The following is a 21,623-nucleotide window of genomic DNA, read 5'->3' as shown; positions in this document are numbered from 1 at the left end:
CTTTAACGAGCGATTACTTCGCTTTTTCTCGGTTTAGGTAAAGAAGTACAGCGTTCAACGACATGATGAAGACCAGAAGTACAACACCGGTGGCGTAAAGAGCGTTGGCGTGAATACCGCTTGCGTAAGACATTTCAATCGCGATGTTTGCGGTTAGCGTACGTGCCGAATCCAAGATGCCTTCTGGCATAGCAGGTGCATTACCCATCACCATGATGATCGCCATTGTCTCACCTAGAGCACGGCCAATACCCAAAATCACACCCGTCATGATGCCTGAACGAGCCGCTGGAACGAGCAATTTGAAGATTGTGTAGATTTTCGAAGCGCCAAGTGCCAAAGAGCCTTCTTTGTATGCGCGAGGCACAGCTCGAATAGATGTTTCAGATACCGTGATTACGGTCGGTAGAATCATCACACCAAGCACGATGATACCTGCCAAAATCGTGTTACCCGCAGGGACATTAAAGATGTTTTGAATCAGCGGTACGATGATGACCAAACCAAAGAAACCATAAACCACAGACGGGATACCTGCCAAAAGCTCAACTGCAGGACGAATAATATCCGCAAGACGCTTTGGTGCGATTTCGGCAATAAAGATAGCCGTCAGCACACCAATTGGTACACCAACGATTACCGCACCTGCCGTCGATACAATAGATGCAACAATCATTGTCGCAACACCGTAAAGTGCAGGCGGCAGCCAGTTTTGTCCAAGAACGATGCCCGATATACCAGCTTCTTGGAATGCCGGGATACTCTCTCGAACAATGAAGTATGCAATAACGGCTAATGAGACGATGCCGATAACGGCACTGGTTAGGAACAAGCCGTGGAAGATACGCTCTTTCCAGTCTACGCGACGTTTCTCGCGCAGGCCGGGCTTGCTGATAGCTTTAGCGTCAGTATTCATAAGCTTTTCACTATTTGTTGCGATGGTCATTTAAAAAATCTCACGGTTCTGGGCGTTTTGCCGGTGAACACTATGGATAGAAAAGGCTCAGCCCTAAATGGTGGGCTGAGCAAACTTAAGAGTCCCGATAGAATTAGTGAACTGAGATGTAACCGTTTTGGTCAACTAGCTTTTGCGCATCTTCAGTTAGCATCCAGTCTAGGAATTTTTGCGTTTCAGCTGATGGCTTGCCTTCTTTGTAAAGCACAAGGAATGGACGAGCTACTTTGTAAGAACCGTTTTTCACGTTAGCTACCGTTGCATCAACGCCGTCGATTGCTAGAGCATTAACAGTGTTGTCTACAGTACCAAGAGAAATGTAGCCGATTGCGTATGGGTTAGATGCAACCATTGTTTTTAGTGCGCCGTTACCGTTTGCAACTTGAGCTCGTTGAGAGATAGCTGATACCTTCTTACCAGAAATCTTCATTTTAAGAGACATGATGTCTTCAAATGCGCCACGAGTACCTGAAGCCGTGTCACGAGTAATTGCTACGATTGGCTTGTCTGCACCACCGACTTCTTTCCAGTTTGATACTTCGCCTTTGTAGATTGCAGTCACTTGCTCTGCTGTTAGGCCAGGCAGTTTGTTTTGTGGGTTAACAACCACTGCGATACCATCACGAGCAACCACTTCTTCGATTAGTGTTGATTCTTTTTCAGAGTCTTTTAGATTACGAGAAGACATACCAAGGTCTGCTGAACCATTTTTTGCTGCTTTAACACCAGCTGAAGAACCAGGGCCTTGAACTTCGATAAATACGTTAGGGTTCTTCTTCATGTACGTTTCAGAGAAAACTTCCATCAGTGGAGTTACGCTGCTAGAACCCACTGCAGAGATAGTTTCTTTAGCAGAAACAGGAGTCACTGCCATTGCGCCTAGAAGTGCGATTGCACCGATTACTGTCTTTTTCATCACAATTTCCTTAAGTGGCTTTATTGCCGTTGTGTTTCACTTGAACGGTGCTCACTTTAGAATTTGAATATGACAGTTGTGTTTCACTTAGTTGAACCCTCTATGACACGTTGTCATTTCTGTATATTAATTCCGCGACTGATCCCTTTACCGTTTTTAGCTTAGCGCTTTTGTAAATTGCCGCGCGCTCAAAATGATAACTCCATCGATTTTGGTACATTTCATAACAATTGGATATGAGTAAGTCATTGATTTGACGAATATGACAATTAAAATCGAAATGCTTATTTATAAAAAAGATAATAATCAAACCGATAGAGGGTCAATCATGCGTCAATTTCTTAGTACGCTTTCTATTAAACTTCAGGTCTTTTTACCTGTTCTATTCACCGTTGTATTACTCGTCATTGGATTGAGCGTCGGAATCGGCAAGCTCGACCAAGCATTCAATAAGGTTTCCACTTCCACCAACAAGCTGATCATTCATAAAGAGGAACTCAGCGCCATCGTAGACAACACCTACGCCATGCGCATCAAAGCCATTTACAGTCTATTTAGAGCCGAAGATGTCCAATCTCTCAACCAAGAACTGTCTGAACGACAAAACATAAACCGCGTTTTTCTGAATTCCATCGATAGCCTCCCAGGCGTTCAAACCGAAGTGAATACTATGCGCAAAGCCATGGATCACTATGTTGATTTCACGCGCGTCACCATGACACCTCTGCTCACCACCAAACACTCTTCTGGCTACACCACATCCGATTTCAATCAAAAGTACGAATCTGCGATGGCAGAATATCGATTGGCTGGCGAAGCTATGATCAACGCCATCGACAACCTGTCTAAACAATTGAATCAAATCGTCACCGATGAAGTGGAAGCGAATGGCGAACAGCATTCAACCACGCTCACTTACAGTGCGGTTTCACTTGCGGTGATCTTGAGTGCTGCTTCGCTTATTAGTTGGATACTAGCCAGCTATATCGTTGCACCGATTCGTAACCTTCAAGGAACCATGCAAGAAGTCGCGAAGGGAAATCTATTGGTTAAAGCCGAAGCCATCGGAAAAAACGAAGTGTCGCAACTGGCTCAGGATGTAAACCAAACCATCGACAAACTGCGTGAAACCGTGAGTGCATTAGTTAGAATTAGTGAAGATGTGGCATCAGCATCGACCGAGTTAGCGACCGTTATGACTCAAAGCAGCGTCAATTCGGATCAAGAAAAACAAGAAGTTGAGCAAGTGGCTTCGGCGATCAACCAGCTAGAATCTACCGCAGCTGAGGTATCGACCAATGCACAAGAAGCCGATAGCGCATCAAATCAAGCACGCATGCTTACCTCACAAAGTCTGAGCATGTTTGAGGAAAGCACTCGCGCAAGCGAAAAAATGGCAGAACAACTCAACGAAGCCGCAGCCGTCGTGACATCGCTGAAAGATCAATCAGAACACATTGGTCGCGTGATCGAAGTGATTGAAGGCATTTCTGAGCAAACCAACCTGCTTGCACTGAATGCAGCGATCGAGGCTGCACGAGCGGGCGAAAGTGGCCGAGGCTTCGCGGTAGTCGCCGATGAAGTACGTATGCTAGCGGCGCGAACTCAGGAATCGACAAAAGAGATCCAGACCATCATTGAAGATCTTCAACAGCAATCTGGTCACGCGAATGAAAGCATGCACTCTAGCTTAGCCATGTTGTCAGACAACCAAACTCTGGCACAAGAAGTTAGCCAATCACTTGCTAATATCAGTAACGCTATCGCCGATCTGAACTCAATCAACACTCAAGTGGCGACCGCATCAGAAGAGCAGAAACAGGTCACGGCTGATATCAACAACAACTTAACGAACATCTATGAGCTGGTGAGCCAGAACGTAACTGGCATTACGCAATCCGCCGCTGCCGCTCAAGAGCTTTCGGGCTTAGCGGAAAACCAAAAGCACCAACTTAAGCAGTTCCAAGTTTAAACATTCTGCTCAACACGATAAGTGCCAAAGGTTAGAAACGAAAAAAGCTCCGCACTAGCGGAGCTTTTTATAAAGGCAAAGCTATCAATCTTTATTAACGTAATAAGTATTATTCATCTGTCACTAACAAGAGAGAGCTTTTGAAACTTGAGTCTAATGGATCTCTATTGAAAACCTCACCATTAGTCGTATCAAGAGTAGCAACATGCTTACCATCACCATTAGGTGTGTTACTCCAAATATTACGTCCTAAAATATCGTCCTTGTCTGTCAGTGTATAACCGCTCGCAAAGCCTGTACCATTCATCGCTGGGCTATAGCAAGCTTGCTCCGTTAACGATACCAAGTCTTTAATATTTGCTAGTCGCCAATTCTTTTTGCCAGCAAAGTTGTGTAGAGGGTGGTTACCGGACGGATTACGAATTTGTTGGGCCGTAGACAGCGCGAATTGCCATGACATCGTAGCTCGCGTTCCGGTGCATTCTTCGTTTGCTGCATTCCATGTCATACCGACTGGACAGCGCATCCATGTAAGACCTGTTTTTAAGTCAGTTACAGTTCCCTTATCTGAATAAGTGTAACGTGTATTAGGTGCTGTTTTAGCAAACTCAGTCGAACACTCTTGTGCTGCCATTGCTACTTGAGAAGCCAACACAAGAGATAGCGCGGTCATTAGTTTCTTCATCTTATTGTCCCTTAACTGCTACTAGACGGATTGGGAATTGGTAGGAATCATAGGCATCTTCACTTGTACTGCTTGAGCGAATCTCAACGAATGAAGTAGCCCCTCTATCTGCGCCCCGAGAGACAATTGCGGGGAAATAAATCTCACCATCCATGAGCTGTGATGATGTGTCCGTAAACCTAAAACCGTCATGCCAAAACGCACCTTGTTCTAAATAAGGACTACCTATGGTTTGCTGTGGAAAGTATTTAACATTAAAACCATAGACGTTGTATTTTGCATATTCATCGTTCGGAGCAAACAGTGTTTGTTCACCAAAGTCTAGTAAGTCATAAGTTTCACGGTAAGTAGGCAGGCGCCAACCAGTGATTCCACATAACGACTGTTTGTTTATGTACTCAACGTATTGGCTCGTAGTACAAATTTCATCGCCCACCTCTTTACAGCCCGCAAGATCTACATCTTTGCTAAATGGCTTAAATGTTTCAGACTCAAACGCAAATAGGCGGTCTTTAAATTGAATAGAGCTCGCATCCGCACTCTTGTTTTCCCAAACAAGACCAGTACGCTCATCCAAAGTGCAAGACCATTCAGTGGCATCTGAAGCTAAAGCAGCGCCTTGTGAATCTAGCTTAACGAACTTAAAGCCTGTGCCTGTCGACGTTTGCTTCTCCTGTTTGTCGAAGCCGTATTCCGCATCTTGACCAGGGTAAGCAGCTTGAACCTCAGCAACGTCTGCTGCGCCATCAGCAAAATGAAGAACGGCACCCGTATCGTTGCTACCAACCGTTTGTTCAGCAACCGCTGCAATCTCTTCAGCAAATGCACTCACTTCCGCTTCAGACAGAAGATCAGAGGCTAGCGATTTACCTTGGAAGCTAAGACTTTGAGCAAGCAGCGCTACGCCTTTGGTCATTTGTTGTGGTTGCATCGCAGCTAATAGCGCAACCGTGTTTTGCTCTAGCTTGTCTAGCTCGCTGGCTTCTGCGTTAGACATTACCGTACCAGATAGAGAAACGCCGGCATCCGTGAGTTGCGCTTTAACAATATCTTCAGCTTGAGCAACGGTTTTACCGTCAACCACAAGACCTGCGAGCAATGTTGTTACACCATTTACTGTGTTACCCGTTGCTAAGTTTTGGCCTGGAGCCGCAAGACGCAACGTTTGGTTTGAGCCTTGATCAACTTGAGCAAGAATCGTGCTAGTCAAAATGTTCTTGTCGCTTGACGTCAGGGAGAACTTACCAGCATTATCCGTTTTAGCACTCGGTTCAGTAGTATCACAAACGTAGTTCTGGTTTAAATCGATACATACTGGCGTATCAAGAAGTGTACCTGCAGAAACGATGGTGCCAGCTACATTATAGGTCGGTGTTGACGTGTCACCACCAGAGCCACCGCCACAACCAGCTAGGGCTAGTGACATAGCAACGAAAGAATATTGAAACTTCATAAATTTTGTCTTCTTTAGATTTTAATTAACGAGAACGAATCACTCTCACCGTTGAAAGCAGGAAAAGTCCTACCAAGGTCCAAAGCGAACCACTGCCACCTGAACCACCACTGCTTTCTTTAGTGGTATCAGTACTACACTGATACTGAGCAAAGTGACTAACACCCCACTCTTTCAACACCCCAGAGTTCCCTGACACGCGGTCAGATACTTCGAGACGCCAAGTACCCCAACTCGGTTGACCGACAAGTGCTTGTAACTCCTCGTCATACTGAGCGGTGAAGTAACCTTTAAATCCATTGGTATTGCTTGATTGATGGCTAAGTAGCACAACCGATTTACCTTGTGGAGACACAAGCGTCACTTGCAGATCCTGCAGTGAGTCATGTTCGATGTTCAGGTAAACCGCAAACGAATCATCAATCGTGCGTGACTTGTCCGATAGCGTCTGAGAGAACAATCTGTCGCCCTGCTCCGGCAAAGCGGAGTTCACTGGTTGAGGCTGGAAATCGAGCTCTGGCGTACCGTTAACCAGCATCACCTTTTTGCTCCACTGGTGAGTCTTTAAGCCCTCAGCAAATTGGTAATCCAATGAGATAGAGGAATCGAATTGCGTGCCACATGTCAGACCGCTTGGTAAAGCCACCTTCATTGAGGTCAAGTCAGAAAGCGTTTCATCAAAATCGAAAACGGATTCGTTGTTTAGCTGCCATTGCCCTTTGATGCTCGCTTCACGGCCAGTTTGGCTCAGGCTCACACCAACGTCTTGACCTTGTGCGATGTATCGAGCGTCATAGCGAACGCGAAGAGGCGCTTTAAGTAAGTTGTGTTTGTTGAAGCTGTCCGTCAGGAACTGGGCATAGTCTTTATTTGGGAACAAAGTGTTTGCGGCAAACACGGTCGATTCCGCCAGATCATGCATTTTCACGCCACGACCAATGCCATACATGCCTTCAAGGACAATGGCGTCAAACTCGCGGAACACGCTATCGGTGTCATCACCGTATCGTTCAACCGATGCTTTAAGCGCTTGGAACAGTGGCGTTGACCACAGCTCATCGCCGAGTTCACCGCCCACACTAACGTGCGCTGGATACTCTGAGCTCTCGAAGTAACGCGCTCTTTGGTTCCATAAGCTACGAGTTGTTTTGCGTGTTCCGAACATACCGTCCCAGTTGAACACCGTATCTAACTCGAATTCTTGGCCACGGCGAGCTGCGTCTAAATACTGTGTTCGGTAGCTCGCGCTGCCCGCCCAGTAATCACCAACACCTTCTCCAATCGCGCCAGTATGTCCATACGCCCAATCAGGAACGATTTGATAGTGAATACCGTGTCCTAGCTCGTGCAAAATCACATCTGCATCTGCAGCATCTGGAGATACTCCGCCAACGCCTAACATCAGCGCACGCGAACCTGTGTAGTAAGAAGAGTTGTCGAGCGCTAAACCACGCCCATCAAAACGAAGCGGCTCTTCAAATAAGTCATAGCTCAAGCTCGATAAGTACTGCAGTGAGCTATCAAGATGGTAAAACGCCATCAACTGCAAAAAGGCATTGTCGCCAAGTTGAGCGCTTTGCATCGCTTTTACATCAGCAAAAGATTGAACCCCCTCAGGCGGCAAAATACTGCTTGTATCACGCACAGGCTCCGCATCTACCGCAGGTGAAGACAGTAATGCAAGTGCATCCACCTGTTTAACGCGCTCGTTAGCTAGGTAGAACTTGCCACCAGACTGCAAAACTTGAATCTGCTTCTCAACATATTGAAGTGGCTGTGGATAATCCTCTAACGAATTCCACGCAGAATCAGGCGCAGCTTGTTGTTGCAATGTACGTAAATCAGGATCAAAGAGTGAGACGGGAACGGTCACTAACTCACCAGAGCTCAATGCTGGCGGCTCAGTCACTTCCAATCGAACAGGCAGCTCCAGTTCTCCGGCTGGCATCGCCTCACCATTACGAATCACCGTATCTTCAAGGCTTTTGAAAATACGCTCGACTTGGCTGTCTTGGTTAGTCGACAGCACAATGGTGCGTTGCGGTTGATACTGCCCATCGACCCACACATCAAAGTTGTAATGATCTCCGAGCTGAGAACGAGTTTGATAGCGAAACTTAAGTTCGCCAGCGCTAGCGTAATTGGCTTGTAAGTAGCGCAGCGCGTCGGCTTGGTTCGTGACCGTAATAGCCGCGCTAGGGTAATCCCACTCGGCAGCGTTCGTCACTTGAACGCCTGCCAACGCAAGAGAAAGCGCTAAAAGTTTGAGTTTCATGCAGGGCTCCTACTAAAAGATGTACTTCGCGTTAACCGTAAAGTAACGACCTGGTTCCGTTGAGTAGCGTTTGCTCTCATCTGCTATGCCAGCAACGTCTTGGTAACGAATGTATTCTTTGTCGAACAGGTTGATGATGGTCGCACTCAAACGAAAATCTTTGGTGATTTGGTAACTTGCCCCCAAATCAAGCGTGTTCCATGAATCTGTTTGTGCGCACTCGGTCTTTTGTCCAAGTGACGTTTGGCAGCTCGGCACACGATCCATCGAACCAGCCCAGTTCCACGTCGCGAACGCATTAAAGTCTTGCTGCTGATAGTTCAGCCCAACATTGCCCTCGAAAGGTGTGATGCTACGAACGTACTCGCCTTCGGCGTCCTTTCCGTCAACATAACCAAGCTTGGTACTTAGCTTCCAAGACGATGTGAAAGCATACGCGGCAGAAAGCTCGGCGCCGTAGGTTTCAACGCCGTGTAAGTTTTGGTATTGCTTGATGTAGTTACCGAAGTTATCTTGCCCTGTGGTAACTACATCAATGAAGTTTTGGAACTTGTTGTAAAACGCAGAAACGTAAAGTTGCGCGCGGCCATTATCGAATTTGTTACCGATTTCAAAGGAGTCCGAAGTTTCAGCCTCTAGGTCCATGTTCGGTGCAATGACAAACGGCGTTAGCGGCACAAAGTCATGGTTTACGAAGCCATACGCTTTGTCGTATTCCGGAGCACGATAACCGTGGTTATAAGATACATAAGCGATGTTATTGGCAAACACTTCACGAGAAATCGATAGGCTTGGAGATACCTCTGAGCTATCCATGTCTTTTAATGGGAAGCCGCCCACTTCACCCTCACCGTCCGGTGTTAGACGATGCGCATCAAAGCGCAGGCCGCCTGTAATGGTCCATTTATCCAGCTCCACCATGTCTCGAACGTACAGACCAATGTTATAAGCACGAGCAGGAGCGAAAGGTTGTTTGGTCGAAGGCGTTACCCCGTTCCAATCAATCTTGGAATCGCTATCTGTGCGTTCATAATAGTCAGTAGAAAGCTCGATACCGTAAGCCAATTGGTGCTCAGCATTTGCAGCATAAATCGTATTGGTGAAATCACCACGGAAGCCAATTGTTTCGTCAATGAAGGTTTTGTGTTCTAGCTCGCGACGTCTAACAGTCAAACCATTGTGGTCAACTTGTCTAATTAAACGATTCGTGTCTTCCACCACTTCGGTGTGGCGCCAGTAGACCTTTGTATCTAACTCTTCGAACCAAGTTGGATTAATCGGTGTAACCTCTGCACCAATGTAAGCGCTGTACTCTTTTGTCGATTCATCTTCTGCGAAGTCTTCGATATGCCATTTGCCATCCTTCTGTATAGATGGCGAACCTTCCAGGCGTTGTTGGTCTTGCCGATAAAGTTCGGCACGCGCTTTGACCATCACTTCATCATTGAAAAAATGATTGATGGCGTATGACGCGCTGTAACCATCCAAATCGCGGTTGTACAAATCTTGGCTGAAGTTACGCGTCTCTTCACCTTGCCAATACGCCGCGTTGACTAAGCTTTCCGTGTCGCCAGAACGAAATGCCAGATTGCTCGCGCCTTTGTATTTATTGCTGATCCCCGTGTAAGTGCCCGTGGCATCAACATAAAAGTCACGATCTTTTAAAAACTCGCCCGGCTGTTTGGATTTTAGAATCACAGCGCCACCGATAGCACCAGAACCTAAGACTGAGGAGCTCGCCCCTTTCACTACTTCTAATGATTCCAAATTAGAAAGATCAAACGTATCGCGGCCCACTTTGTCATTGCTGTCATTCGCACCAAAACCGTCTGCTGAGCGAATACCGTCACGAATGATCATAATGCGGTTACCCGTCATGCCTCGAATCGTGATGTTTTGTGGACGACCAGCGCCACCCGACACACTTACCCCAGGTTCGTGACGCAGCGCATCATAAAGCTCTGTTTCGCCCTTTTGTTCAATCTCTTCGCTGGTGACAACTGCGACGCTGCCTGCTAGTTCAGACATTGGTTGTTCAATCCGATTCGCCGTCACCACGACCTCTTCCATAGAGAAAACGTCAGATTTGGCGTGCACTTGGCTGGCAGCTAGTACCGAAAGTACTGCCGCTGACACTGGGGTAAGCTTCATTTACTGCTCCGCTTTAGATGTTTTAATTAGTGATAAAAGAAAGGCGTATTCTTTTGCTTGTTGTTCTTGCGCTTGTCGTGGGTCCATTTGGTGGCCCGAATTAAAATCGGTCTGCAACAAGTACGGCCCGTCGCGCTCACTTAGCGCGGAAACCTTGGCGAGATACTTGGCACCTTCCCAGTAAGGCACGCGCTGATCGATCAAACCGACTTGAACCAGCATGGGTGGGTAAGCGTCTTTATGAATGTTGAGAATTGGATCGTACGCTTTCATTAGCGCCAGTTGCTCAGATTTGGTTGGGTTACCCCATTCGCCATACTGCTGTGTGGTCAGCGGAAGTGAGGTGTCCGACATGCTTGCTACCACATCAACAAAAGGTACTTTAAGCACTACACCTGAAAACAATTTAGGGTCTTGATTAACCGCTCCTGCGACCAACGTGCCACCAGCACTTGAACCGATGGCAAAAACCTCTCTATTGCCACGTTCGAATGTTTGCAGCGCCTTAGCCGCCGCGACAAAATCACCAATAGAATTGGCTTTGCGCACACCACGGCCCTGCTCGTGCCACTCATCGCCAAAGTACCCACCACCGCGAACATGAGCGATAGCGTAAATCACGCCTTGGTCGAGCAAGCTTATGACTTGAGGCATAAAGTACGGTTTCATCGTAAAACCATATGCGCCATAGCCGTAAATCATCACAGGTGATTGCGCGTGTAATTTGTCTTTGCGATACGCCAAAGAGACCGGGACAGAAACACCATCGTGCTTGATAAAAATGCGTTGGGAGACATAACGCTGACTATCAAAATCTTGGTAAGTATCTTGAGAATACAAGGTTTTAGTCAGCGTTTTTACATCAAACTCTTCCCACTGAGGAGGCGTAGTCATCGACATGCTTCGTATACGAATCTTGTTTGATTCAAAATCGCCCAACGTACTCAACCAAGCGACATTGCCATCCTGTTCTAATGGCAGTATCACTTTTTCCTGACCTTGGTATGAATACACCGTCAATGTCGCTACGTTGTTCGGCTTACTGAGTGCCACAACTCCTGCATCATAAAGGTAGAACTGGTCAAGCGGTTCACGAGGGGTAGTAAAGCGTTGCCATGTTGCGCTAAGAGGTGCTAGATCGGTTTGATAAAGTGCAAATGTACCTTCAAGGTTGCTGTTGATGTAAACGCGCCCTTTCGCCACATCCGCGTAATATTCCACGCCCGCTTCCGGCACTCTCAGTGAATCGCTTACGGTGCCCGTTTCTAGATCAACGAGCTTCTGCTCTGTGGTTGACTCGTTGTTGCTTTGCAGCACCACGTAACGGCTATCTGCCGCACGGTAGAAAGAAAGTAACCAATCTGATTTGTATTCGTGCCATACAACTGTTTTAGCCAAAGATTCAGTGGAGATGCGTAGGATCTGATGAGGTCGCTGTGTACGCATTTCCTTCGAAACGAGGTAAGCCATCTTACCATCAGGTGAAAGCAATACACCGCTATCGACGTGCGTTGCCAGCTCCGTAGATTGGCCAGAGAGTAAATCAACAACCACGGCGCGATATTGCTCGCTGCCATCAATATCTTCAGTAAAAAGCAACGTGTCTCCGCTTACTTGCCACTGCCCTACTTGATAATACGGATATGCAGATTGACGTTCAGAGAAATCAAATACTGTGTTCTCTTGTGCATACTGGTTCGAACGTGATAGCAACACATAACCACCGTCACGACGTGTTAACGTCCATTCGCGTCCATTTACGATCGACCATGGTTTATCACCTTTATCTGCCACCATGGCTTCCCACTGCGCGAGAAGATCTTGCGTCAACGTCTGATATTTTTTTTGATGCTGTTCAGTCTTACGGTTCTGCTCTGTTAGGTAGGTAAGAACTCGCTCATCTTTACGAGCGTCATCTCGCAACCAATTAAAGTCATTAACGGCAAAGCAAGAACTAGAGGTAATTATGAGCCCTAAAAAAACATGAGTAAATTTCATATAGAGAGCGAATTCATTTATAGGATTAATACAATGGCGCGTATTCTGCCCTTAAATAAAAATGAGATCAATTATCATTTTCATAATCATGTGAAATTTTTATCTAGTATGTGAGGAAAAACGTTTGCTTGGACCGAGGTGATAAAACTTAATATCTCTCTAAATTAGCGATCTATGCTGTTTATATAAAACCAGATAAATATAAAAGCCTAGCAAACACGTTAGTATAGAAAGACATCATTTCGCCTGGAGATAAGCATAAAAAAACCCGAGTGCGAACACTCGGGTTTTGAAAAACTAAAATCAGTTGAAAACTGGTGCGACTTTTACTCTTCAGAGTTTGGTGCCGCTGGCTTTTTCTTCGGGATGAACACATCATCACCCACTGATACGTTTTTGTAGAAACTCTTGTCACGTTTAACAGGTTTCTTAGCCGACTTCTTCGCTTGAGGGCGTGATTTCTTCGCTGTCGCTTTCTTGTTACGGAAATCTGGCTTAGGTGGCTTCAGGCCTTTGAACTTACCTTTCAGATCTTCGAATACTGAAAACTCAAGATCTTGTTGTAGGTAAGCTTCTACACGTTTAAAGCTATCCCAGTCTTTTGGACCAACAAGAGAAATCGCATCACCCTTGTTACCAGCACGGCCCGTACGGCCAACACGGTGTACATATTCTTCAGTATGCTTTGGCATATCGAAGTTAATGACGTGTGTCACTGTCGCAATATCCAAGCCACGAGAAGCGACATCTGTTGTCACTAGGATCTTGAATACCGCTCGCTCAAACTGGCTCATGATCGTATTGCGTTGAGTCTGGTTCAAGTTACCACTCAATGCAACAGCCTTCAGTTTCTTCTCGTTTAGCTTCGCTGTTAGGCGTTCTGTATCATCGCGCGTCGCCGTGAAGATGATAACTTGACGATATTCTGCTTCTGAAAGTACGCGATCTAGAATCACCTCTTTATGATCAAGATGATCACACAAGTAGAATTTTTGCGTGATATCTTTGTGTTCTTCGTTAGAAACACCGATAGCAATACGTTTCGGAGCATTAAGCATTTCAGCCGCAATGTCATTTACGTCGGCGTGATCCAACGTCGCAGAGAACATTAATGTTTGACGGCGACGATGCTTAGCTGCCTTATGGATACGACGAAGCTCTGGTGCAAAGCCCAAATCCAGCATACGATCTGCTTCATCAAGGATCAGCGTTTCTAAACCTTCAAGGTAAAGCGAGCGGTGCTCTAAGTGGTCAGCCAGACGTCCTGGTGTCGCCACGATGAATTTCGGGTAACGGCGCAGTGCTTTCACTTGATCATTAAAGTTCTCACCACCCAAAATCAATGCAGCTTCATAAGATAGGCCAGCAAGCATAGAGCGAAGCTCACCATACACTTGTTTCGCTAGCTCACGAGTGGGAGCAAGAATAACTGCGCGAGGGTCTTTGGCAGAAAACGATTTTGTCTTTAAAGACTTGTGAAGCATTGGTAATACAAACGCCAAAGTCTTGCCCGAACCCGTTTTCGAAGATGCCAATAAATCCTTGCCTGCAATCGCAACAGGAATAGCCTGCTTTTGAATGTCAGTTGGTTTTTTAAAATCGTAGTGTTTTAGGTTCTTCAACAATCGGTTGTCTAGGCCTAGATCTTTAAATTGCAAAGTATTCTCCAATAAATCAGTCAGCGTCTGAGCGCTCTGTAATGTCGTTTCCGCTCTAACGCAGCAAAAAAATAAAGCTCGGTATAATACCGCAAATCATAGGAGTATAGATAGAGATCACACAAACTAATTCCCACGGATGAAAACAAAACATCATTTGCGGCTCAATTAAGAACAAACCCTCGCTTTATTGGTCAGCTGCTTGGCTTAAGATTTAGAGAAAAGCGAGCTCAAGGTGCGCCTCTCGTTCTCCAATAAAACTGCGTAAATGCAGTTATTTGCGCCGAGAAACTTTCATTTGTGTCAATATCGTCTAAATTATTGATATCAGGAACGTGGCAAAAACACCTGCTATGAGAACTGTTGTGGGAATAAGGGAGAGGATAATTCACTCACCTTTGTTAAGCTCAGGTAAAAGTTGACGTCAGGTACTCCATGAAATTCTTGGGTTTTTTTGACTTTTGCTACATCATGTACTGATAAAATGTATCCACATTTAACCTCGCTACTGTATAAAATAATAGTTGGTAGCGAGACTTTCACTATAAGCAAGGAGTTCTTATATGAACAAAACGTTGATCGCAGCTGCAGCAACTTCAGTACTTCTACTAGCAGGTTGTGCTTCTTCTGATGACGCAGCAACAGCAAATGCAGCAAAACTAGACGAACTAAGCAACCAAGTTAGCCAACTAAGCCAAGACGTACAAGCTCTTCAATCTGACGTTCAAAAATCAGGTGCAGCAGCAATGGCTGCTCAAGAAGAAGCTGAGCGTGCTAACGAGCGTATCGATAACATCGCTCAGTCTTACACTAAGTAAGAAAGAATAGCCAAAATTTAAGTTTAAAATCAACAACTTATTTGATTTTATTTCATTGATTGGCGATGGAGTGGCGACACGGTTTTATGTCGCCACTTTGTTTTATAGCTTCTTTCAAATCAAGCTTAAGTGACTGCGTTGGTTTATTTTTCCGTGGAATGAACACTCACCTTTATACGAAATGTAAAGGAATGGATAAGCGAAATCCGCTTTTTTGTGACATCATTTGACCGATATTATCGTAGAGCTTTCCCGTTTTCTTCTGTTCTGTTTTGAAAAATGTAAATCCACTGAATTTCTCTTTCAGACCTTGTCTTGCCTAACTTTACAAGACAGAAAAGAGATCTTTAAAAAACCTTCCAGATCATCAACACAGTGACAAAAATCGTCAATACCATTATTTTTCAATGCCTTACAGTCAATCACTTAATCTTTTCTGATCGTCTATTTTTCAATTTTCTGAAAATAACTGAAATGACTGAAATTCTATATAAGGCAGTACAAGCCATTCTCAGCGATTTACCCTATCCAGAAACGCCTTGTAGCAAAAGGCTTTGTGCTTTACCTGCTTGGCTTTCTGGCCCTCAGGTTTTTCACACATCAAAAACTGAAAAAAAACTGATCGAAAAACCTCGCAGGCGGGTGAGGAGAGTGCGGATTTTGTCATCCGCTCAGTCTGTCCCGTGAGTTCATAACCGTTCATCGCCATATGACTTGTAGCTTTAGTTTGAGACCAACATAAAAAAACGCAGCCGTATGGCTGCGTTGATTGTGTGAAAATCAAGTTCTTTATGTGTGCTAATATGCCTTAAACTTGCTTTCATCATCACCTTGTCCTACGGACTGCATTTCAGAGCAGCTCCATAGCAGCTCGAATTGGTTCAGATCTTCATCGTCTTCGGGAAGAACAATGGTTGAATCTTGAATAACTAGCTTCACGCAACTTGATTGTTTAGTTGGGATACAGTGGTAAAGCTCAGCAACTTTTTCATCATCTTCGACTCCCCAAAGCACAAGCGTTGAAGCGTCTAGAATGAGACACTGGCATGGGACAAAGTCCGGCAAAGCCCCAAACTTAGTTTCTAGATTATTCAATAACTCCGTATCTAAACCATCTCTCTTCAAGCAACCAACGATAGCAAACTGGTAATTTTTCGATTTTCTAACCACTTTACCAGAGAGCCAAGGTTTGTGGTCTTCGTTGACAATTTCTACCCACCAATTCCAGTCCTCAAACATTTTGTAGATCTTCTTATTTTGAGTGTTTTTTTTAAAAGCGAGACACAAACCCACCACTACAAATACTGCAGCTACTAGAGTACTGATTGTCATCCCCTTACCCCTACTTAATGGTTCTTTAAATACAAAAATAGGAAAGAGAATAACAATAATTTCAAACAGTTATTATTCCTAATAGAGTATTCCAGCGAATCTCCCTACAGAATGGTTATTTTGTCTATCAAAAACATGGCATAAGAAGGTAATAAGCCTAATTAATATATGGATAACAATTGTTAAGCTATCAACATTAAAGTCCAAGTGGGTTATCCCCCACCCGTTGGGCAACTAGCTTGTTTGTGTTATCGGTTCGAGTCTTCCCTTCAATTTCATACTATCCTCCCCATGGCCAACAATATCATTCGCTTGGACTGGTGTTTTGGTGCTTGCTCGTCCTGGTGCTACACCGCTGTGTGTATGCGTTGCTAAAGTGTCGGCCAATTCTTTAACCACCTGCATTAGCTCCGATAAAAGAATCAACACATTCTCTTGCTTAGAGCCTATCCAAGTCTTAGGTGATTGAAGCCATTGGTGCTCAGCGGCAATACTTCGGCGAAATTTTCCGATGGTCTCAATCAGTTCGCCAGCGGTAGCCGTTTGCATGTTACCCAGGCTTCCTAACACCAGATCATCTCCTGACAACAAATTAATAGCGCCAAGCGCTTCAATGAGCTTCTTACCATTCACTTCTTCAGTGCTGTGCTCATTTACAAAAAGCTGATGCTGGCCAAACTCACCTTTATACCGTTCAAATTGGTCTAACTTACCAAACGCTCTCTGATTTTGAGTTTGGTCAGTCTGCAGTGTTGTATTTCCTGCGGCATCGACTCGATAACTCACTTCTTCACGTTGCTGTTGTAGTTGTTCACCAGGCTCTATTGAGGGAAGCGCATATTCACGTCCATAAACGCCACGTATGATGGGTCTATCGCTTCGACCATAAGCGAAAGCAATTTCAACCAATGTCCCTTCTAATGGATACGCTAACAATCCGGACTCATGTCCGCTCATGTTAACTGGCAGTGGAATCGAGCGATAAACCGGTACGTTACTATCTGGTTGCAAATTCTCATCTAGAACTTGCACATCAACAGAGAGTCTTGGCCGAAATGGGTCAGATACTTTACCCGCCGTCGCACTGTCTCTGACCGTTTCGACTCGCCCGAACTTTGGCAAGTGAAAGCCCGCAGCTAATTCAGGAAAATGCTGTAGTGTTTCTCGCTTTTTAGGTATGACTTCAGTCTGCTCAGCTTTCCAATACGCCGTCATATCATCCTGTATTAAGTCAACCCGATTGACTCGCTTACCATTCACAACACGACCTGGTCTAAGCATAGGAAACGGAACAAAGGTGACACTGTTACCATTTTGACGACTCGTAAACTCTTCAGGTAGTGGCATTGGTTTGTCGTTGAAATGGCTATCTTGATAGGAGCCAAAATAAACCACCTGGTCAGTATGTTGAAACCACACACAGTCAGGAATAGAAAAAGCCTTAGCAACCTGATCTAAACACTGATAACCCGTTCCCTGGCAAACAAAGTTTGGGATCGCGGTCTTCATGTATTCTTTATTAGGTAGATTAAACTCAAGACCAGTAAGGTGAGAGAGCGCATCAATAACTTGCTCGGCATTTGGATGCTCTAAACTGAGAGACCAACGTTTACTTAAAATACCTGTCAGTTCTTTTACTGTGATTTTTTGGTAGCCATTGACTGTAGATTGGATTTTATCAACATAGCCCTCAAACCAAGGCGACGTTTTGTTTTCATATCCAATATCAAAACGCACCGGCTCGAATAATTCCAGGGGTTGCGTTGCTTCAATTTCAAAGATGGCCACACTACCCAAAGAAAGCTTTAAGCTCACCATGTTACTTGCCAATTTGACTTCTTTGCCGCTTATATACAAGCGCTTCTCTAACTTCATTGAGTCGCCTCCTCTGCGGTGATGAGTGCCTGTTTCAACCGAGTATTCTCTCGCTGCTCTGGCTTGCTTTGCGCTTTAATCCGCTGCTCTTTTTGCTCGGCAACACTGTTGTACTCCCGAAGCTCAAAGGAAACATTCCAAGCCTGTAGAGTTTCATGTTCTCTTGCTTGAATACGTCCAGTGAACTTCACATTGCGAATTTTAAGTGCGAGAGCAATGTCATTGCCGATTCGATAAATACGTCTAGCATTCGCCTCATCTTTGTCCGAAGCAAACGCATAAAGTTGGGTCAGTGTTTCTATACGAATGAATGGAACACGACCACTAAAGGTAAGCTTTTTGCCTTTGTCACCTTGCTCTGCCACATCGGTACCAGAAGACTGCCCACTCATGTCCTGGTCTTTAAACTCCATGGACATTTCAACGGTCATCGAGTCTAAGTTAATTGGCACACCATCTAGAGCTAGCATAATAGCTCCTCAAAAAACGTCATAGGTTCATAGCTAAGCAATAAGCTTGCTAATGTAAATTGATGATTGTTGGGCGTTCCCGCTTGATTCAATCGTGTCGCTATACTTTCCGCATTGCCCTCCACGGAGAACGCATAGATACTTCCTTTCAAGTTCTTCAGGGCGTTGAGCTGAGCCTTGATTTCTTCCATCTTTTTATTGCGTTTCGCTGCTAGTAACTGCAACTTGTCAATTACGTGATGGTCATCGTCTGCTAATGACTCTAGTGTAGCTACTTGGGCACCTTGCCAATGTAAAGCATCATGTAATGGGTTAGCGTTGAGTAAAGCCATCGGCTTAAAGCGTGGTAGAGCGATCGCTGCAGGTTGATGGAACTTATCAACGTCATTGGTATTTAAAGCATGACTTTGCCTAGCTACTTGGCACCATTCAGGCATTGGAAGCAATGATGTAAGCTCAATGAGCTGCCGAGAAAATTGATTCAATTGAGAGGCCGTTACCATTATCGCAATGCCGTGAAGATGGCCGTTTGGTCGGTACCTATCAGCGTAATCCCGCAGCTTATAAGATAACGTTTTAATTGCAGTACTAGGATTGAGGTAACACCCCGAGTCCAAACGGGTCCCCACTTGAAACTGATATGGCGACACTGTAAGTACGGTTCCTGAGACAAGTAAGAATTGAAGTTCACTACGCAGCTTAAGCAAAGCGCTCGCCTCTTCACTTAAAGAGTGACGCCCGTAATTGGCGTCACTTGTATGGTTGGTTAACCGGTTAATCGCTTCATTCATTACGGCGCCGACTGCGTCTGTCACTGACTCAGCCTTGGTTTGAATGTTCTGCGAGTAACTTGGCCAGTTTAATTGGGATAAATGCCAAGTCATAAGTGGCCTTCAATTGTCATGGATTTCTCCGTAGGGCGTTGTGGTCGAATGGCCATCGTTACTACACCATCCTTTACATAGTCGCGCAGCGCTCTCCGGTAGCTTCTCCAAACTGAAGCAGTTAGCGTAGAACGAGGATCGGAGTCTTCATGTAATGTGACTTGTCTATCCACATAAACCATTTCATGTGCCACCCATTGATTTTCTGCTTCAGCAAAAATAACTGGCTCTTCTTGACCAGGAACTGCATCTGGATATGTCCATATGCCATTTGATTGTAAGACAGCGGGCAGCTTCTCGGGTGGTGAAGGGATCTCTATCCATCCATGCGGAGGGGTACCTCCGATAACTTGAAAACACCCCGTTCCCACTAATCCATATATTTTCTCTTTATCCATGCCTTACACCTTAACGCCCACAATCTTTCTCAAATAATGCTCACCTGAATAGGCGGTCACGCCATCGTATTTTAGAGAAGTACCACCTCTAACCGATTGAACTTCTTTACATGTCAAGGTAAACCCGTACTTGCCATCACTCTGCAAGATGATATAAAACTGGCCCAGCTCCATCGCTAATTGCACATCAACAATTGCGCTCAGGCTTAGCCCTGACGCACCTGCATAACCACCTTCGGCTGTCACTATTAAGAAATCGAAGTTTGTAATAGGCTCTGAGGTTTTTAACTTCGTATTATTTGAGGCTCTTCCATTCCACAAAATTGACCGCTTTGTATTTGATTTACTGCTGAGTGCTTCTTGTAAGCCTCGAATGGTAGAAATCGCTTGAGTGCCCGTGTGGTTAGCTCGGTTCTTTAAATGTGCGTCTGTTTGATTTTTCGTAGCTTGAGTGGCGACTCCATCGAGCTTTTTCTTATCTGCTGCCGTCATTACCCCTGCATGAGATGTCGTCACCGCACTTAAAACCGCATCTTTACCCGTAGAACTCTTGATCGTTTGAGTTGTGGTGTTGCGAGATGCCGTCAAGTTAGTTGCGATATTCGCTTGCGCTCCAGCTTGTATGCCATCCAGCTTCTTCTTGTCTGCTGCGGTCATAACCCCGGCGCTCGATGTTGTTGCGGCACTTAAAGTGGCATTTTTACCCGTAGAGCTATTAACCGTTTGAGAATTGGCGTTGCGAGACACGCTCAAGTTAGTTGCTACATTGACTTGAGCCCCACTCTGAATCCCGTCTAATTTTTTCTTATCGCTTGCACTCATCCAACCGGAGGCTGTTTTAGTGGCATTCTTAACATTCTTGTTGATGTATGACGCGACAGACTGAAAGACTCGCTTTGCACTCCATAGGCTACGGTATTCATCCTCACCAGCTTCAGCTTGTTGCTGAGTAACAACATCCCACACGCGCCAATCAGTAACATTGCCATGGGAGTCAATGCCAGCAAGTCGAGCGATGTAATGCTGTTGACCATTTTCATCAACGTAATTACTGAGTTCTGTTTTTGAGCTTCTTACTGTCGCTATGTTTTCCCAACGAGAGAGTGCGCTGCCTTGACGTACCACATCTAAGTACAAGCCGCAGGGAACGCCATCACTGACCACCACCTCTTTTTTTGAGAGCTCAACACGTAACCCTGAGACATAAACAACTCCGGGACTAACAACAAATGTGTTTGACTTTCCTTTAGCGACAACCGAGCAGCCACGTACAAAGGCCGAACAGCCATAATGGTCAAGGTTCGCCAAACGTAAATCATCATCAATGCCCATTAAGCGCGCCTGAAAATCTATCTGCCAAGTTCCTGGATCAACATGAATATTTGCTATCGCTGCAGCGCCACTGTACTCCTGCGCGACGGACTTAATAGTGGTCATGTTTTCTTCTTTAGTTTCCGTATTCTTATACACGATCAAGCCACAGGAGTTCTCAACATGCTTGTCATGGAGGTAAATCGCATTGAATTTAAAACTCGGTGTGGTTGACTGAAGAATGACGGAATACACCAACGTATTACTATTAAGTCGCGCTGCCTGGTCCACTTTTTGACGATGCACGATATACGCTTCACTAGGCAGACCTAGGGCACGGTCAATCGGTGATTCAGCGTCTAAGTTAGGAATATGAGCAAACACAAACTCGTTCATGTTTGTCGTACTACCCGCTGTAATTTTATCCACTAAATAGCGCTCAAACTGAGCAGGGATAATGGTTTGGCTCATA

At 45.2% G+C, this 21,623-nt stretch carries 16 protein-coding genes; 2 read left to right on the top strand and 14 right to left on the bottom strand.

Annotated features, from left to right (window positions below; all coding sequences use genetic code 11):
- Positions 1 to 13 precede the first annotated feature (13 nt).
- Both pstC and NB463_RS17745 read right to left on the bottom strand, forming a co-directional pair.
- Positions 14 to 946 (bottom strand): phosphate ABC transporter permease subunit PstC, encoded by a 933-nt coding sequence (pstC, locus tag NB463_RS17750; protein WP_005397881.1) that lies wholly within the window; start codon positions 944 to 946, stop codon positions 14 to 16.
- Between the two features lie 103 nt (positions 947 to 1,049).
- Entirely contained in the window at positions 1,050 to 1,871 is an 822-nt protein-coding gene (locus NB463_RS17745; protein WP_005397879.1) for a phosphate ABC transporter substrate-binding protein, read from the bottom strand.
- A 328-nt stretch (positions 1,872 to 2,199) separates the two neighbouring features.
- Here NB463_RS17745 and NB463_RS17740 point away from each other — a divergent pair, with 328 nt between their 5' ends.
- Positions 2,200 to 3,843: a methyl-accepting chemotaxis protein gene (locus NB463_RS17740; protein ID WP_258430699.1), complete on the top strand. Its 1,644-nt coding sequence runs from the start codon at positions 2,200 to 2,202 to the stop codon at positions 3,841 to 3,843.
- A gap of 109 nt (positions 3,844 to 3,952) precedes the next feature.
- Here the strand turns inward: NB463_RS17740 and NB463_RS17735 are convergent, their stop codons facing one another.
- From NB463_RS17735 to NB463_RS17710, 6 genes are all read right to left on the bottom strand, one after another.
- On the bottom strand, positions 3,953 to 4,528 hold the full coding sequence (locus NB463_RS17735; RefSeq protein WP_258430701.1) for an Lcl C-terminal domain-containing protein: 576 nt from the start codon (positions 4,526 to 4,528) through the stop codon (positions 3,953 to 3,955).
- A gap of 1 nt (position 4,529) precedes the next feature.
- The gene (locus tag NB463_RS17730; RefSeq protein ID WP_258430702.1) at positions 4,530 to 5,981 is read right to left on the bottom strand and encodes a DUF1566 domain-containing protein; all 1,452 of its coding nucleotides are present in this window, start codon (positions 5,979 to 5,981) and stop codon (positions 4,530 to 4,532) included.
- Positions 5,982 to 6,006: 25 nt separating this feature from the next.
- Entirely contained in the window at positions 6,007 to 8,256 is a 2,250-nt protein-coding gene (locus tag NB463_RS17725) for a proprotein convertase P-domain-containing protein (protein WP_258430703.1), read from the bottom strand.
- Between the two features lie 12 nt (positions 8,257 to 8,268).
- A complete protein-coding gene (locus NB463_RS17720) occupies positions 8,269 to 10,407 on the bottom strand; it encodes a TonB-dependent hemoglobin/transferrin/lactoferrin family receptor (RefSeq protein ID WP_258430705.1) in 2,139 nt (712 codons plus the stop codon).
- The gene (locus tag NB463_RS17715) at positions 10,408 to 12,405 is read right to left on the bottom strand and encodes a prolyl oligopeptidase family serine peptidase (protein ID WP_258430706.1); all 1,998 of its coding nucleotides are present in this window, start codon (positions 12,403 to 12,405) and stop codon (positions 10,408 to 10,410) included.
- 326 nt (positions 12,406 to 12,731) lie between these two features.
- Entirely contained in the window at positions 12,732 to 14,075 is a 1,344-nt protein-coding gene (locus NB463_RS17710; protein ID WP_258430707.1) for a DEAD/DEAH box helicase, read from the bottom strand.
- A 551-nt stretch (positions 14,076 to 14,626) separates the two neighbouring features.
- Between NB463_RS17710 and NB463_RS17705 the strand changes: the two genes are divergently transcribed.
- Positions 14,627 to 14,881, top strand: coding sequence for an Lpp/OprI family alanine-zipper lipoprotein (locus NB463_RS17705; RefSeq protein WP_005375145.1), 255 nt, complete (start codon positions 14,627 to 14,629; stop codon positions 14,879 to 14,881).
- A 798-nt stretch (positions 14,882 to 15,679) separates the two neighbouring features.
- Here the strand turns inward: NB463_RS17705 and NB463_RS17700 are convergent.
- From NB463_RS17700 to NB463_RS17675, 6 genes are all read right to left on the bottom strand, one after another.
- Positions 15,680 to 16,213 carry a hypothetical protein gene (locus NB463_RS17700; protein ID WP_258430710.1) on the bottom strand — a complete coding sequence of 178 codons (534 nt, stop codon included), beginning with the start codon at positions 16,211 to 16,213 and terminating at the stop codon, positions 15,680 to 15,682.
- A gap of 234 nt (positions 16,214 to 16,447) precedes the next feature.
- Entirely contained in the window at positions 16,448 to 18,088 is a 1,641-nt protein-coding gene (locus NB463_RS17695; protein WP_258430711.1) for a hypothetical protein, read from the bottom strand.
- Positions 18,085 to 18,558, bottom strand: a complete 474-nt coding sequence (locus NB463_RS17690) for a baseplate complex protein (RefSeq protein ID WP_225495440.1) — start codon at positions 18,556 to 18,558, stop codon at positions 18,085 to 18,087. The genes NB463_RS17695 and NB463_RS17690 overlap by 4 nt, the downstream gene beginning before the upstream one ends.
- Positions 18,552 to 19,442, bottom strand: coding sequence for a hypothetical protein (locus tag NB463_RS17685; RefSeq protein ID WP_258430712.1), 891 nt, complete (start codon positions 19,440 to 19,442; stop codon positions 18,552 to 18,554). Before NB463_RS17685 ends, NB463_RS17690 begins: the two co-directional genes overlap by 7 nt.
- Positions 19,439 to 19,840 carry a hypothetical protein gene (locus tag NB463_RS17680; protein WP_257082646.1) on the bottom strand — a complete coding sequence of 134 codons (402 nt, stop codon included), beginning with the start codon at positions 19,838 to 19,840 and terminating at the stop codon, positions 19,439 to 19,441. Before NB463_RS17680 ends, NB463_RS17685 begins: the two co-directional genes overlap by 4 nt.
- Before the next feature lie 3 nt (positions 19,841 to 19,843).
- Entirely contained in the window at positions 19,844 to 21,622 is a 1,779-nt protein-coding gene (locus tag NB463_RS17675) for a phage tail protein (RefSeq protein ID WP_258430713.1), read from the bottom strand.
- Between the last annotated feature and the right edge of the window lies 1 nt (position 21,623).

This window comes from Vibrio sp. RM-41-2B, assembly GCF_024744415.1.
Classification (GTDB): Bacteria; Pseudomonadota; Gammaproteobacteria; order Enterobacterales; family Vibrionaceae; genus Vibrio; species Vibrio diabolicus.
The sequence above is the reverse complement of the archived record's forward strand: the minus strand, read 5'-3'. Positions and strand labels throughout refer to the sequence as shown.